General features: G+C 64.3%; 14 protein-coding genes. 5 read left to right on the top strand and 9 right to left on the bottom strand.

What is annotated here, in order from left to right; genetic code table 11:
• The first annotated feature begins 199 nt into the window (after positions 1–199).
• Together LY284_RS08865 and LY284_RS08860 are read left to right on the top strand one after the other, a co-directional pair.
• The gene (locus LY284_RS08865) at positions 200–523 is read left to right on the top strand and encodes a type II toxin-antitoxin system Phd/YefM family antitoxin (protein ID WP_041730207.1); all 324 of its coding nucleotides are present in this window, start codon (positions 200–202) and stop codon (positions 521–523) included.
• On the top strand, positions 516–917 hold the full coding sequence (locus tag LY284_RS08860; RefSeq protein ID WP_014190782.1) for a type II toxin-antitoxin system RelE/ParE family toxin: 402 nt from the start codon (positions 516–518) through the stop codon (positions 915–917). Before LY284_RS08865 ends, LY284_RS08860 begins: the two co-directional genes overlap by 8 nt.
• Positions 918–939: 22 nt before the next feature.
• On the opposite strand, the gene LY284_RS08855 is transcribed toward LY284_RS08860, so the two are convergent.
• From LY284_RS08855 to LY284_RS08840, 4 genes are all read right to left on the bottom strand, one after another.
• A complete protein-coding gene (locus LY284_RS08855; RefSeq protein ID WP_014190783.1) occupies positions 940–1,551 on the bottom strand; it encodes a riboflavin synthase in 612 nt (203 codons plus the stop codon).
• A 27-nt stretch (positions 1,552–1,578) separates the two neighbouring features.
• Entirely contained in the window at positions 1,579–2,691 is a 1,113-nt protein-coding gene (ribD, locus tag LY284_RS08850; RefSeq protein WP_014190784.1) for a bifunctional diaminohydroxyphosphoribosylaminopyrimidine deaminase/5-amino-6-(5-phosphoribosylamino)uracil reductase RibD, read from the bottom strand.
• A gap of 19 nt (positions 2,692–2,710) precedes the next feature.
• Complete coding sequence (gene hemL, locus LY284_RS08845) at positions 2,711–3,994, bottom strand: glutamate-1-semialdehyde 2,1-aminomutase (protein WP_014190785.1); 1,284 nt, start codon at positions 3,992–3,994, stop codon at positions 2,711–2,713.
• Between the two features lie 157 nt (positions 3,995–4,151).
• Positions 4,152–4,604 (bottom strand): hypothetical protein, encoded by a 453-nt coding sequence (locus LY284_RS08840; protein WP_014190786.1) that lies wholly within the window; start codon positions 4,602–4,604, stop codon positions 4,152–4,154.
• 147 nt (positions 4,605–4,751) lie between these two features.
• Between LY284_RS08840 and LY284_RS08835 the strand changes: the two genes are divergently transcribed.
• The gene (locus LY284_RS08835) at positions 4,752–5,963 is read left to right on the top strand and encodes a Bcr/CflA family multidrug efflux MFS transporter (protein WP_014190787.1); all 1,212 of its coding nucleotides are present in this window, start codon (positions 4,752–4,754) and stop codon (positions 5,961–5,963) included.
• Between the two features lie 389 nt (positions 5,964–6,352).
• On the opposite strand, the gene LY284_RS08830 is transcribed toward LY284_RS08835, so the two are convergent.
• From LY284_RS08830 to LY284_RS08810, 5 genes are all read right to left on the bottom strand, one after another.
• Entirely contained in the window at positions 6,353–8,464 is a 2,112-nt protein-coding gene (locus tag LY284_RS08830; protein WP_014190788.1) for a prolyl oligopeptidase family protein, read from the bottom strand.
• Positions 8,465–8,571: 107 nt separating this feature from the next.
• Positions 8,572–9,690 (bottom strand): ABC transporter ATP-binding protein, encoded by a 1,119-nt coding sequence (locus LY284_RS08825; RefSeq protein WP_014190789.1) that lies wholly within the window; start codon positions 9,688–9,690, stop codon positions 8,572–8,574.
• A gap of 35 nt (positions 9,691–9,725) precedes the next feature.
• Positions 9,726–10,583: a carbohydrate ABC transporter permease gene (locus LY284_RS08820; RefSeq protein ID WP_041730209.1), complete on the bottom strand. Its 858-nt coding sequence runs from the start codon at positions 10,581–10,583 to the stop codon at positions 9,726–9,728.
• A complete protein-coding gene (locus LY284_RS08815; RefSeq protein WP_014190791.1) occupies positions 10,573–11,511 on the bottom strand; it encodes a carbohydrate ABC transporter permease in 939 nt (312 codons plus the stop codon). The genes LY284_RS08820 and LY284_RS08815 overlap by 11 nt, the downstream gene beginning before the upstream one ends.
• A gap of 151 nt (positions 11,512–11,662) precedes the next feature.
• Entirely contained in the window at positions 11,663–12,916 is a 1,254-nt protein-coding gene (locus LY284_RS08810) for an ABC transporter substrate-binding protein (protein WP_233385827.1), read from the bottom strand.
• A 59-nt stretch (positions 12,917–12,975) separates the two neighbouring features.
• Here LY284_RS08810 and LY284_RS08805 point away from each other — a divergent pair, with 59 nt between their 5' ends.
• Together LY284_RS08805 and zwf are read left to right on the top strand one after the other, a co-directional pair.
• Positions 12,976–13,470 (top strand): hypothetical protein, encoded by a 495-nt coding sequence (locus LY284_RS08805; protein WP_148276039.1) that lies wholly within the window; start codon positions 12,976–12,978, stop codon positions 13,468–13,470.
• 61 nt (positions 13,471–13,531) lie between these two features.
• Positions 13,532–14,992, top strand: a complete 1,461-nt coding sequence (zwf, locus tag LY284_RS08800; RefSeq protein ID WP_014190793.1) for a glucose-6-phosphate dehydrogenase — start codon at positions 13,532–13,534, stop codon at positions 14,990–14,992.
• Positions 14,993–15,029 lie beyond the last annotated feature (37 nt).

The raw sequence follows: 15,029 nt of genomic DNA, 5'->3' as shown, positions 1-15,029 counted from the left end.
CGGTTTGGGGAAAGCGCGTATTTTACGCCACGGCCGATGGACAGTCGTTGAAATCGGCGGCGTTTCTCCAGTGGACTTTTCCTAACCCATTCGGACGAATGGCGCTGTAGCGGCGGTACTGCGACACTGGCGTCATCTCAATTCAAACAGGTGCGAATTTTGTACAATGCTCAGTACATTAAATCGAATGGAGCCGGCCATGGCTTACACCGCAAAGGACATCATCCCGCTGTCGCAGGCGCGCGCCAATCTCTCCGAACTCGTCGACGAGGTGCGCGGCGGGACTGAAAAAATCATCACGAAAAATGGAGAGAGCTGCGCCGCGCTGATCAGCACGGAGAAGCTCGAGATGTACTACCGAATGGAACGCAATCGAATCCACATGTTGCTGCTGCAGGATGCCCTCGCAGGCCTGGACGATCTCAAGACCGGGCGACACGAAGATGCCGACGACTATTTCAAACGCCTGAGGGCGCGTTTGAAGGCAGGGCGTGAAGAAGGCGGAGGCGCGGACCGTGAATGATGAACGCAAGCGCTTTTCCGTGCGCATCATGGGCTGTTTCGACACGCGGCTCACGGATATCGAGCGGCACTACGATCGAACCGGCCGTCTGCAGGCCTTCGATCTGCTGGTCGAATCGCTTCACGACCGGGCGCTGCCGCTGTTGCGCAGGTTTCCCGCAATCGGCCGGCGCGTGCTGAATACGAACCCGGACACGGTTCATGCGCTGCAGGCGTACGAGCAGGTCGTCGAGGCCACGGTCGTTGCGAGCAGCGCGCCGGAGCTGCGCGAGTATATTTTCGACGACTATGTGCTGCTTTATCTGCTGACGGACGACACGATCTATCTCGTGTCGATCCGTCACAGCAAGGAAGTGTCGTTCGACTTCGAATACTTGTGGGGAGCCGAGCGCTGACATCGCATCGGCAGCAACCTCGTTACCCCGCGCTCATCATCCGCTCGACATACCGCGCGATCAGATCGATCTCCAGATTGACCTTCGCGCCTTTCGACAGGGCGTTGAGCGTCGTCACTTCGACGGTATGCGGAATCAGGTTGATGGAGAATTCGCAGCCATCGGCGCGGTCGCTGACCGAGTTCACCGTGAGACTCACGCCGTTCACCGTCACCGAGCCCTTGTAGGCCAGATACTTGCCGATCTCCTTCGGCGCGACGATGCGCAACTCGTGCGACTCGCCGACCGGCTCGAATTTCGACACGACGCCGAGCCCATCCACGTGACCGGACACGAGATGCCCGCCCAGTCGGTCGTGCGCGCGCAAGGCCTTTTCCAGATTCACCTTGGCGCCCGCATCGCCGAGACCGACGGTCTTGTTCAGGCTTTCGCGCGACACCTCGACGTCGAAGGCGTCGGCGGATTTCTGGATCACCGTCATGCACGCGCCCTGAATGGCGATGCTGTCGCCGAGCTCGACGTCGGCGAGATCGAGGCCGCCCGCCGCTACCGTCAGACGAACGCCCGCTTCCTCCGCGCCGAGCGGCGTGACTTTTTCGATGCGGCCTACCGCCGCGACAATTCCTGTAAACATCGGCTAGCTTCCTTGAATCGGGGGTAATCAGTTCGCGACGTTCGCCTCTGCGAAGCGCGCGAGAATGCGCAGATCGTCGCCGAGCCGGTCGATACGATGAAACTTCAGATGCGGCCGCGCATCGAGCGTCTCGGGCGGCGCGAAGTCGAACATGCCGGGCGCGCTGCCGAGCAGGCTCGGCGCAAGATAGACCAGCAGTTCGTCGACGCAGCCCTCGCGCAACAGCGAGCCGTTCAGCTTGTGGCCCGCTTCGACGTGCAATTCGTTGATGCCGCGATCCGCGAGCGCCGTGAGCATGGCGGGCAGATCGACCTTGCCGTGCTCGTTCGAAAGCTCGATCGGCTCAGCGCCTTTTTCGCGCAGCGCGTCGATGCGCGCGGGTTCAGCGTCGGCGGCATGGAAAATCCACGGCGGCGCACCGTCGAGGATGCGCGCGTGGAGCGGCACGTCCAGACGGCTGTCGATCAACACGCGCTGCGGCTGACGCGGCGTGTCCACCGCGCGCACGGTCAGTTGCGGATCGTCCTCGCGCACCGTGCCGATGCCCGTCAGGATCGCGCAGGCGCGGGCGCGCCACGCGTGGCCGTCGGCGCGCGCGTCTTCGCCCGTGATCCACTGGCTTTCGCCCGAAGGCAGGCCGGTGCGGCCGTCCAGCGTCGCCGCGACCTTCATGCGCACCCACGGGCGGCGGCGCGTCATGCGCGACACGAAGCCGATGTTCATTTCCTGCGCCTCGTTCGCGAGCAGGCCGCAGCGAACGTCGATGCCCGCGTCGCGCAGCATCGCGAGACCGCGGCCCGACACGGCCGGATTCGGATCTTCCATCGCGGCGATCACTTTCTCGACGCGCGCATCGATCAGCGCATGCGTGCACGGCGGCGTGCGCCCGAAGTGGCTGCACGGTTCGAGCGACACATACGCCGTCGCGCCGCGCGGGTCCTTGCCGCGCGAACGGGCGTCTTTCAGCGCCTGTACTTCGGCATGATCCTGACCGGCCGGCTGCGTAAAGCCCATGCCGATCACTTCGCCGTTCTTGACGAGCACGCAACCGACGCGCGGATTCGGCGTCGTCGTGTACATGCCCTTCGAGGCGAGCGCGAGCGCGCGCTCCATATGGGTGAAGTCGGTTTGCGAGAACATCGGCGCGGCCCGGAAAGCGTCAGGCCGCGAGCGACGCGAATGCTCCGCGCGCCGCGTCGAGGGTCGCGTCGATGACGGCGTCGTCGTGCGCGCTCGACACGAAGCCCGCTTCGAACGCGGACGGCGCGAAGTACACGCCGGCGTCGAGCATCGCGTGGAAGAACGCGTTGAAGCGCTTCGTGTCGCCTTGCTGGATCTGCGCGAAGCTGCCCGGCACGTCGTTCATGAAGTAGAGGCCGAACATGCCGCCGATGGAATCGGCGGAGAAGGGCACTTTGGCGTCGCGGGCCGCGTTCGCGAGGCCATCGACGAGCTTGCGCGTTTGCTTGGCCAGATCGTCGTAGAAGCCGGGGCGCTGGATCAGTTGCAGCGTCTTGAAACCCGCGGCCACCGCGATCGGATTGCCCGACAGCGTGCCCGCCTGATAGACGCCGCCGAGCGGCGCGAGATGCGCCATGATGTCGCGCCGTCCGCCGAAGGCCGCCGCCGGCATGCCGCCGCCGATGACCTTGCCGAGGCAGGTGAGATCCGGCTTGATGCCGTAGACCTGCTGCGCGCCACCGAGCGCGACGCGAAAGCCGCACATCACTTCGTCGAAAATCAGGACCGCGCCGTACTCGTTGCAGCGCTCGCGCAGCGCATTCAGGAACTCGGGCGTCGCGCGCACGAGGTTCATGTTGCCCGCGACCGGCTCGACGATCACCGAGGCGATTTCCGCGCCGAACGCCGCGAACGCTTCGTTCAGTTGCTCGACGTTGTTGTATTCGAGCACGGTCGTGTGCTTTGCGATATCGGCGGGCACGCCGGCGGAAGTCGGGTTGCCGAACGTGAGCAGGCCGGAGCCGGCCTTCACGAGCAGGCTGTCCGCGTGGCCGTGATAACAGCCCTCGAACTTGACGATGCGGCTGCGGTTGGTGAAGCCGCGCGCGAGACGCAGCGCGCTCATGGTCGCTTCGGTGCCGGACGACACCATGCGCACCTGTTCGATCGACGGCACGAGCTTGCAGATTTCCTCGGCGATTTCGATTTCGGCTTCGGTCGGCGCGCCGAACGAGAAGCCGTTCGCGAGCACGCGCTGAACGGCGTCGAGCACTTCGGGATGCACGTGGCCGAGGATCATCGGGCCCCACGAGCCGATATAGTCGATGTAGCGCTTGCCCTCGGCGTCCCAAAAGTACGGTCCCTCCGCGCGCTCGATGAAACGCGGCGTGCCGCCGACCGAGCGGAACGCCCGCACCGGCGAGTTCACGCCGCCGGGAATGGTTCGCTGGGCGCGTTCGAAGAGAGCTTGATTCTTGGACATGGAGAAAGCCTGCGCTGAAAGTGGATGCGGGAGTCGCGGGAGGCGGCCGGACGCGAAAGCGGCGAGGAACGCAGCGCGCAAGGCGCGCGGGCCGACGCGAAAACGATGCTGAAATTGTACCGGAGTCGATGCGAACGGGCCGTGTCGTTTCAGGCGTCTAGGCCCGCGATGGCCGCCGCCCGGTGCGTTCGGTCCAGAGCTTTTCCAGCGCGCCTTCGGCCATCGGCTTGATGAGCGTGCCGGACATTTGCGCGTCCCATGTCTGCACCGAGAACGGATGCGCCCGCAGTTCGTCGCGCGTGACGACGACTTTTTCGTGCGCATCGGCCAGAAAGTCGTACACGAAATCGATGCACAGCCGATAGCCGCGTTTGCTGCCGGCATCGGGCACTTCGTAGGGCGCGCGCGTCACCCAGCCCGACGCGAACACGCCCTTCGGTTCCTGCGACACGCGATGCACGAACACGCGGTCGCCCGGCATCAGCCCGCGCGCGGTGCCGCAGCCCCAGACGTCGGCGACCGCTTCGCCCGCCGCGACGCGCCGCGCGAAATCGGGCAACTCGGGCCACGGCCACTTTTTGGGGCTCCAGATCAGCAGAAAGGCGGTCATCGGTTCGATGAGACGGTGAAGAAGAGCGAAGAGCTTAGCGCAACGCGCCGCACAGGGCCGGATCGCGACGAGGCGTCGCGTACAATGATTGCTCCTTACGCTGCCGAAAGGCTGCGTGACCTCGACACTTCCCCCTCCCGCGAACCCATGTCCGACACCCCCCGGCGCCGGCCCGATGCCCGTCTGATCCTGTTGCTCGGCGCGCTTGCCGCGTGCGGCCCGCTGTCGATCGACATGTATCTGCCGAGCCTGCCGGCGCTCGCCGCATCGTTCGGCACGAGCCCGGCCGCCGCGCAAAGCACGCTCACGAGCTTCATGTTCGGCTTCTCGTTCGGCATGCTGCTCTACGGCCCGCTCTCCGACGCCTACGGCCGGCGGCCCGTGTTGCTTGGCGGCATCGCGTTGTACGCGCTCGCGAGCATCGGCTGCGCGGTGGCGTTGTCCATCGACGCGCTTGTCCTCGTGCGCTTCCTGCAGGCGCTCGGCGCGGGCGCGGCCTCGGTGCTGGCGCGCGCGATCGCCCGCGACGCTCACGAGCCGGGCGACGCCGCCCGCGTGCTGTCGATGCTTTCCATCGTCACGTCGATCGGACCGTTGCTCGCGCCACTCATCGGCGGGCAGCTTCTGCTGCTGGGCGGCTGGCGCGTGGTGTTCGTCGCGCTGACGCTCTTCGGCGTGACCTGCGCCGTGACCGCCTTTCTGCGCGTGCCCGAGACGTGGCCGAAAGAGAAGCGCGCGAGCGCGGCGGTGGGCAAATCGTTCGCGGCCTACGGGCATTTGCTGACCGATCCCGTCACCTGGGGCCACATGATGTGCGGCGGCATGGCGTTCGCGTCGATGTTCGCGTATATCACCGCGACGCCGTTCGTCTATATCGATTACTTCCACGTCAAGCCGCAGTACTACGGGCTGCTGTTCGGGCTGAACATCGTCGGCATCATCGCGGGGAATGTGCTGAACACGCGGTTCGTCGGGCGCGTCGGCGCGATGAAGATGATCTCGGCCGCGTCGTTCGTGAGCGTCGCGGCGGCGCTCGCGGTCGCGCTCGTTTCGCTGACCGGCTGGGGCGGTCTGTGGTCGATCGTCGCGACGCTCTTTTTCGTTGTCGGCGTGGTCGGTCTGCTTTCGGCGAACTGCACGACGGAACTGATGCATCGCTATCCGAGGAACGCGGGCGCGGCCGCCGCCGTGTTCGGCGCGATGCAGCTTGCGCTCGGCGCGCTCGCGAGCGTCGCGATCGGGCTCTTTCACGATGTCTCGCCGCACGGCATGGGCGTGGTGATCGGCGTGTGCGGCGTGCTGACGTTCGCCGGGCGCACGCTGGTGCTGCGCTCGCATGCGGCGCCGGTGAAGGTGTGAGCGCGGCTGCGGGGCGCTCTTTCTCTCATCGGCTCGCGACGAAAAAAAGCCTCGCGCGGAGGCGAGGCCAAAAGGTCGAACTTGTTTGAAACTCGTGATCGGTGGTGCCTGGTCAAAGGTGCATTCCGGGTCGAGCGTCGATTTTTTGCTGGTCCCTCGCGTCTGGTCAAAGGTGCTTTCGGGCCGGTTCGGTTTCAGTGGCGATAGGCATGTTCCTTGGAATGGACGGTCAGGTGTCTGGTCAAAGGCGCTTCTGATCAGTCCGGGTCGATTCGGTATGTCGTCACTATATGCGGCGGCAACGCGCCGCTGTATCGACGGAATTTGAATCGAGACCGGACCCCTGTCTTTTCCGGGAAATGCTCTGTTTCGCCGCGCGAATGACAGAATCAACCGAGCGGGCCTATGGTCGCCGCGAGGAACGTGAAGGCCGCCGCTTCCGCCTGCGCGACTGCTTCCGGCTCCACGCCCGCGCCGTGTCCGCCTTCGCCGGTTTCCTGATACCAGACCGCCTCGTGGCCTTGCGCCTGCATCTTCGCGGTCATCTTGCGCGCGTGGCCGGGATGCACGCGGTCGTCGCTCGTCGATGACGTGAAGAGCGCCGGCGGATACGCCACCTTCGCCTTCACATTCTGATACGGCGAATACGCCAGCAGATGACGCAGATCGTCGGCGTCGTCCGGATCGCCGTATTCATCGATCCACGATGCGCCTTGCAGCAGCAAGTGAAAGCGCGCCATATCGAAGAGCGGCACTTCGGCGAGCACCGCGCCGAACAAGTCGGGCCGCTGCACCATGCATGCGCCCGTGAGCAGGCCGCCGTTGCTGCCGCCGCGAATCGCGAGTTGCTTCGCCGTGGTGACGCCGGTATCGACGAGCGCCTGCGCGACCGCGATGAAATCGTCGAACGCAATCTGACGATGCTCGCGCAACGCCGCCTGATGCCACGCCGGCCCGAACTCGCCGCCGCCGCGAATATTGGCGACCGCGTAGAGCCCGCCGCGCTCGAGCCACGCGATGCCGGTGGTCGCGTCGTACTGCGGATCGAGCGCGACCTCGAAGCCGCCGTAGCCGTAAAGCAGGCACGGGCGCGCATGCGTCGCCGTTTCGACATCTTCGCCGATCAGCCAGTATGGAATGCGTTCGCCATCCGGCGCGAACGCGTGGCGGCGCACGGCGGTGAGACCCGCCGCGTCGAACTGCGCGGGCAGGCGCGCGAGCAGTTGCCACGGCGCGTCGCTCGACAGATCGGCGTGATGCAGCGACGGCGGCGTCAGAAAGTGCTCGACGTGGATGAGCACGGTATCGTCGCGCTCGCTGTCGATCGAATCGACCCACGACTGGCTCGCGTCCGGCAGCGCGAATTCGCGCGCTTCCCAGTCGCCGTTTTCCTGCGATGGCGCGCGCATGAGCGTGACGCGCGGCGTGCCGTCGTCCATCTGCGAGACGATGAGGAATTGCTTCGTGAAGTCGATGCCCGCGAGCACAAGCCGCTCGGACGGCGCAAACAGCGTGGTGAAATGGCGCGAGCCCGCGAGGAACGCATCGCGCCGGATGACCGTGAGCGTGCCGGGCGCATGGCGGCGGCCGCCCGCGTTCCAGAACTTGCGCGGCGTAACGAAGAGCCAGCCGTTCCAGTGCTCGATCTCCACGTGCGCGGGCAGATCGTACTGACGCCATGCGTTGGCGGTTTCGTCGAGCCAGTAATTGAGCGTGTCGTAAAACGTCACGGCGCGCGACGCGAGATGCAGCTTTTCGATCGGATCGTAGTCGACGCCCGCCGACACGTCGCGCCGCTCGCCTTCGAACACGACGGGCGCACTGCTAAGCGGCGTGCCGCGCTTCCATCGACGCGACTGGCGCGGAAAGCCCGAGGTCGTCAGCGCGGGGCGCGGGTTCGTCTTGCTGTCGTCCCAGCCGACATAGACCGCATCGCGATCGATCCACGAAATATCGTGCTTGCCGACATCGGGCAGCGCGAAGCCGTCCGCGACGAAGGCCTTCGATGCGATATCGAATTCGCGCACGATCACCGCATCCGAGCCGCCCGGCGACAGGCTCACGAGCGCCCGGTCGTAATCGGGGTAGAGCATGTCGAAATCGGCGAGCGCCCAGCGCGTGTCGTCATCGGCGCGCGTGTTGAGATCGAGCGCGTCGACGTCGAGGATCGTTTCCCATTCGGTCGCGCCGGCGAGCCAGGACGCCCACGGCGTGCGCCGCACGATGCCAAGCGGATGCGCCTCGTCCTGCCATGTGTTGTAGGCCCAGTCGCCATAGCGGGAGCAGGCGACGATGCGGTCCTTCGATGTGTACGCTTTTTCGAGCTTCCCGGCGAGCGAGCGCGCTTCGGGCGTGGTGCCGAACGCGGCTTCGGTGCGGCGGTTCTGGGCGTCGACCCAGGCTTGCGCGCGGGCGTCGTCGAGGGATTCGAGGCCGATGAAGGGATCGGCGCCGCTCGCTGCGGGCCACGCGAGTTCGGGATGCGAGGAGAGGAGAGTCATGCGGCTTTGGTCGTTCGAGATGCAGAACGAGGATTGTGCCTGTAATGGCGCCGCAATGAAAAACGCCACGGCTGACCGTGGCGTCCGGAGTCAACCAAAAAACAACCTCAAGCCAGCCTTTCCTCCGTCTGCGGATCGAACAGCACCGCCTTCGACACATCGAACAGCAGCGTCATGTCCGACGTCGGCTTCGGGTTCGACGCCGGATGCACGCGCGACACGATGCGCTTGCCGTTCACCTGCGCGAACACGAGCGTGTCCGGGCCGGTCGGCTCGATCACGTCGACGCGCACATCGACCGGTTGCAGGCTCGCATCGGACACATCGTGCGCCGAACGCGAATCGGTGATGCGTTCCGGACGCAGGCCGAGAATCACGTCCTGCCCGATCTTGCCGCGCAGCTTCGACGCATCGAACGGCAGATTCAGCACTTTCTGCGCGACGCCCGTATCGAGCTGCAAGCCGATGCCCGAGCCCGACTCGACCAGCTTGCCGGTGATGAAGTTCATCGGTGGCGCGCCGATGAAGCCCGCCACGAACAGATTCGACGGCGAATCGTAAATCTCCTGCGGCGCGCCGAACTGCTGCACGATCCCGTCCTTCATGACCGCGATGCGGTCGCCGAGCGTCATCGCTTCGATCTGATCGTGCGTCACGTAGACGATCGTCGTGCCCAGGCGCTGATGCAGCAGCTTGATTTCGGAACGCATCTCGATGCGCAGCTTCGCATCGAGGTTCGACAAAGGCTCGTCGAACAGGAACATCACCGGATCGCGCGCGAGCGCCCGGCCCATCGCCACGCGCTGACGCTGGCCGCCGGAAAGCTGCCCCGGCTTGCGATCCAGCAGATGGCCGATCTGCAGCGTCTCCGACACGCGATCGACGATCTTCTTCTGCTCGTCCTTCGGCACCTTGCGGATGTTGAGGCCGAACGAGATGTTGTCGCGCACGCTCATCGAAGGGTAGAGCGCGTAGGACTGGAACACCATCGCGATATCGCGGTCCTTCGGCGAGAGGTCGTTGACCGTCTTGCCGTCGATCATGATGTCGCCCTTGGTCACGGTTTCGAGCCCGGCGATCATGTTCAGCAAGGTCGATTTGCCGCAGCCCGAGCCGCCGACGAGGATCAGGAACTGACCGTCCTCGATGTCGATGTTGACGCCCTTGAGAACCGGCACCCCGTTCGGGTAGGTCTTGTACACGTCACGGATGGAAAGGCTTGCCATGTGAATCCTCTATATCTCTGTCGAACGATGTCCGATTAACCCTTCACCGCGCCGGCCGTCAGCCCGCGCACGAAATAACGTCCGGCGATCATGTAGACGAGAATCGTCGGCAATGCGGCGATGATCGCGCCCGCCATGTCCACGTTGTATTCCTTCACGCCCGTCGATGTGTTCACGAGGTTGTTCAGCGCGACCGTGATCGGCATCGAATCCACGCCTGAAAACACGATCCCGAACAGGAAGTCGTTCCAGATCTGCGTGAATTGCCAGATCAGGCACACCATGAAAATCGGCAGCGAGACGGGCAGCAGGATCTTCGTGAAGATGGTGAAGAAACCCGCGCCGTCGATACGCGCCGCCTTCACCAGTTCAGCCGGAATGCTCACGTAGAAATTGCGGAAGAACATCGTGGTGAACGCGATGCCGTAGATCACGTGCACGAGCACGAGGCCGGTCGTGGTGTTCGACAGGCCGAGATAGCCCTGCAGGCGCGCCATCGGCAGAAGAATGGCCTGGAAGGGGATGAAGCAGCCGACCAGCAGCATCGTGAAGAACGCGTCCGCACCGCGAAAGCGCCAGTGCGTGAGCACATAGCCATTGAACGCGCCGACGAACGACGAGATCAGCACGGCGGGAATCACCATGCGCACGGAGTTCATGAAGAACGGCTGCATGCCGTCGCAGCGCACGCCGGTGCACGCTTCCTGCCATGCCTTCACCCACGGCGCGAACGTGAAGTGCGACGGCGGCGTCAGCAGGTTGCCCGTGCGAAGCTGATCGAGGTCCTTGAACGACGTCGAGAGCATCACGTAGATCGGGAACAGGAAGTACAGCGCGAACAGAATCAGCACCGCGTAGATGACGGCGCGGCTCAAAGTCATCTTAGGCTGCATTTCGCGTGCTCCTCGATTCGAGATACATGAGCGGCACGAGCACCGCGACGACGGTGGCGAGCATCATCATCGACGACGCCGCGCCCACGCCCAACTGTCCGCGGTTGAACGAGAACGTGTACATGAAGATGGCGGGCAGCGACGACGACGTGCCCGGACCGCCCGCCGTCAACGCGACCACGAGGTCGAAGGTCTTGATCGTGATGTGGCAGAGAATCAGCAGCACGGAGAAGAACACCGGGCGCATGCTCGGAATCACGATCTTGCGGTAGATGGTCGGCAAGGTCGCGCCATCGACTTGCGCGGCCTTGAAGATTTCGCTATCGACGCCGCGCAGGCCCGCGAGGAATAGCGCCATCACGAAGCCGGTCGATTGCCAGACCGCCGCGATCACGACGCAGAAAATCGCCTTGTCCGGGTCGCCGAGCCAGTTGAACGAGAAGCTCGTCCAGCCCCAGTCGTGAAACACTTTCTCCAGACCGAGGCCCGGGTTCAGAATCCACTGCCACGCGGTGCCGGTCACGATGAACGAGAGCGCCATCGGGTAGAGAAAAATCGCGCGCAACGCGCCTTCATTGCGGATCTTCTGGTCCAGAAGGATCGCGAGGAAGAGGCCGAGGAACACGCAAATTCCGATGAACGGAATGCCGAACCAGCCGAGGTTGGCGGCGGAAGTCCACCAGACATCGTTGGCGAAGAGTTGCCGGTATCGGTCGAGGCCGGCGAAATCGTAGCGCGGCATCAGCCGCGATTCCGACAGCGACAGATACCCGGTAATGGCGATGAAGCCATACACGAAGACGAGCGCGATCAAGACGCTGGGAGCGAGCACCAGCTTCGGAATCAGGCGATCGGCGAGCGCCGCCGTCGGTGAAGCGCGACGGGGCGGATTTTGCGGTTTCTTGTCCGCGGTGATGGAGGCAGTCACGACTCGACTCCTGGAAGATGCGCCCGCGCGTCTCGTGCGTTTAGGTGCACTGATTTGCGCGTCTGTGGCGAAAGGGCTGCTGGCGCTGAATGGCGCGACGCTACCTGGGTGTCTCGTTTTTCCGCCCGGCACGCGCCGGGCGGACACTGCGTTACTTCGTCTTGGCGGCGTTCGCGAGCGCTGCGACCGCGCTCTTCGAATCCTGCGACGAGTTCATGAACTTCGTCACGACGTCGGTCATCGCGCCGGCGACGGCATCGCCCTGCGCCATGCCGTGCGCGAGCGACGGAACATAGCCGCCCGATTTGATCGCCGTTTGTTCATCAGCGTAGGACTTCTTCGCGCAGTCGTCGAATTTATCCATCGACACGCCCAGACGCACCGGGATCGAGCCTTTGTTCAGGCTGAACTGCTCCTGGAATTCCGGCGTCATGATGGTCTTCGCGAGCGCGAGCTGACCCGGCGTCGCGGCCTTCTGGCCCTTCTGCTGGAAGAACACGAACGAATCGACGTTGAAGGTGTAGGCCTTTTCCGTGCCCGGCACCGGCGCGCAGATATAGTCCGTGCCCGCCTTCTTGTTCGCGCCGGCGAATTCGCCCTTCGCCCAGTCGCCCATGAACTGCATGCCGGCCTTGCCGTTGATGACCATGGCCGTTGCAAGGTTCCAGTCACGGCCCGTGCGGCCGCTGTCGAAGTAACCCTGGATCTTGCGAACCGTGTCGAACACCTGAACCATCTTGTCCGAGGTCAGGGTTTTCTGGTCCAGATCGACGATCGCCTTCTTGTAGAAGTCCGCGCCCTGCGACAGCACGACGTCTTCCCACAGCGTCAGGTCCTGCCACGGCTGGCCGCCCATCGCGATCGGCATGATGCCCGCGGCTTTCATCTTGTCGGCGACCTGGAAGAACTCGTTCCAGTTGGCCGGCACCTTGCCGCCGGCCTTATCCAGCGCGGCCTTGTTGATGTACAGCCAGTTCACGCGATGCACCGAGAAGGGCGCGGCGACATAGTGGCCGTCGGCGTGGATGATCTTGTCGATTTCCGGCGGCAGGTTCTTTTTCCAGTCGCTGGCGACGGAATCGATCGGCACGAGCACGCCTTGCTCGGCCCATTCCTGGATCAGCGGGCCCTTGATCTGCGCCGCCGACGGCGCATTGCCCGAAATCACCTGCGTCTTCAGCGCGGTCATGGCGGCCGCGCCCGCGCCGCCCGCGACAGCGAAGTCCTTCCAGGTGTAACCCTGCTTCGTCATGTCGTCCTTGAGCACGCCGACTGCCTTGGATTCGCCGCCGGACGTCCACCAGTGCAGCACGGAAACGGCTTCGGCAGCCTGAACCGCCGACGCCGTCGCGCCGCACAGAAGACCTGCGGCGCACAGCGCGCCCATGAGCTTACGGACTTTCATTGTTAATCTCCTCCAGACACCTGATCAAGAAACGATTGGCTCCCGATGCCGCCAGAAGCATGGCTAAGAAGCGGTGGTCAAAAGCGGTGGTCAAAAAAACGGCAAAGCTGGATGGCCGGAAATCGGCGGTGTCGGCGGGGAAGCGGGCAAGGCGCACGTCACGCGAGCGCGGCATGCCGGGCCGGCAGACCGATGTACGGCCGCACGGCGCTCAAGAGATGAGTGAATTGAATCGCAACGGCTTGTCTCCTCTTTTGATTTTTGCCCGGCCGTTCATGCTTCGCCACAAAGGGCGCGCTCGACGGCGAGGCGCGAGGCTCGATTGCATGGGAACCGGCACGCGCGCTTTCCGGGGAAAGCGGCGAGCCGCTGGCTCCATTACCATGCGCTCAGAACGTCTATCCAAAAAACCGCAAATCACCCAGGTTGATCCGGTTGACGAAGGGCCGTTTTTCAGAGTTCGACATTTCCTCTTGATTTGGATTGTAGTTAAACTACAATTCAGTGTCAAAAAAATTTTTATCGGACTACGGCGCGTGCCGGGCGTCCGGTGACTTCTTGGGCAGCGCGCCCCGATTCGACTCACATCCGGTTCTCGAACCCACGTTCAGACACATGCACAGCGACTCGAACTTCACCTTCGTACTCTTCGGCGGCACCGGCGACCTCTCGATGCGCAAGATTCTTCCCGCGCTCTTCGAGGCGCATCGCGCGGGCATGCTCAACCCGTCGGGCAAGATCGTCTCGGTCGCGCGCGAAGCCAAGGAGCAAGCCGAATACCGCGCCTGGGTGGAAGATCACGTGAAGCCTCACGTGTCGAAGCACGGCGTGGACGAGTCCGCGTGGCGCAGCTTCGTCGAGCGCTTCGAATACGTCGGGCTCGACCTCGGCCGCGCGGAAGACTTCGTTCTGTTGCGCGACGTGCTCGGCCGCCACGGCGGCACGCGCGTCTTTTATCTCGCGACGGGGCCGTCGCTTTTCGTGCCGATCTGCCGCGGGCTCGCCGATGTCGGGCTGAACCAGGATTCGCGCATCGTGCTGGAGAAGCCGCTCGGCTACGACCTGAAGTCGTCGAACGCGATCAACGACGCGGTCGGCGAAATCTTCCAGGAAGAGCAGATCTACCGGATCGATCACTATCTCGGCAAGGAGCCGGTGCAGAACCTGCTCGCGCTGCGTTTCGGCAACGCGCTCTTCGAGCCGCTGTGGCGGCGCGAATGGGTCGAGAGCATCCAGATCACGATCGCGGAAGAATTGGGCGTGGAAGCGCGCGGCGACTTCTACGACAATACGGGCGCGCTGCGCGACATGGTGCAGAACCATTTGCTGCAATTGCTCTCCATCGTGACGATGGAGCCGCCGCACTCGATGGATTCCGACTCCGTGCGCGACGAAAAGCTGCGCGTGCTGCGCGCGCTCAAGCCCGTCGACGAACGCGATATCAGCCGCGTCGCGGTGCGCGGGCAATATCATGCGGGTGTGATCCGCGGCACGCAGGTGCCGGCGTACGCGACCGAGAAGGGCGTGCGGCCCGATAGCGGCACGGAGACGTTCGTCGCGCTGAAGGTCGAGATCGAGAACTGGCGCTGGGCGGGCGTGCCGTTTTTCCTGCGCACGGGCAAGCGGCTCGCGGATCGCGTCGCGGAGATCGTCGTGAATTTCCGCGCGGTGCCGCACTCGTCGCTCGGGTCCATGCCGTTGCGCGCGGGCGCGAACCGGCTCGTGATCCGGCTGCAGCCCAACGAGTCGATTCGTCTCTATTGCCTGGCGAAGCAGCCCGGCGAGGGCATGAATCTCGCGAGCGTGCATCTGGATCTCGCGTTCGATCAGTTCTTCAAGGAAGGACAGATGGAGGCGTATCAGCGCCTGCTGCTCGATGTGATCAACGGGCGGCTCGCGTTGTTCGTGCGGCGCGACGAGCAGGAAGCGGCATGGCGCTGGGTTGAGCCGATTCTGAACGCGTGGGCGTCGTCGACAACGCGGCCGAAGCCGTACGCGGCCGGCACGTGGGGCCCGGCGGCGTCGAGCGCGATGCTCGCGCAGGCGGGCACGTGCTGGCTCGAAGAGGAAAATTGACGGCGTGAGCCCGGCGCCGCCCGAACGGGAATGCAGA

It is taken from the genome of Caballeronia sp. PC1, from assembly GCF_021353155.1.
GTDB lineage: Bacteria > Pseudomonadota > Gammaproteobacteria > Burkholderiales > Burkholderiaceae > Caballeronia > Caballeronia cordobensis.
This window is presented reverse-complemented; position numbering and strand designations above follow the sequence as displayed.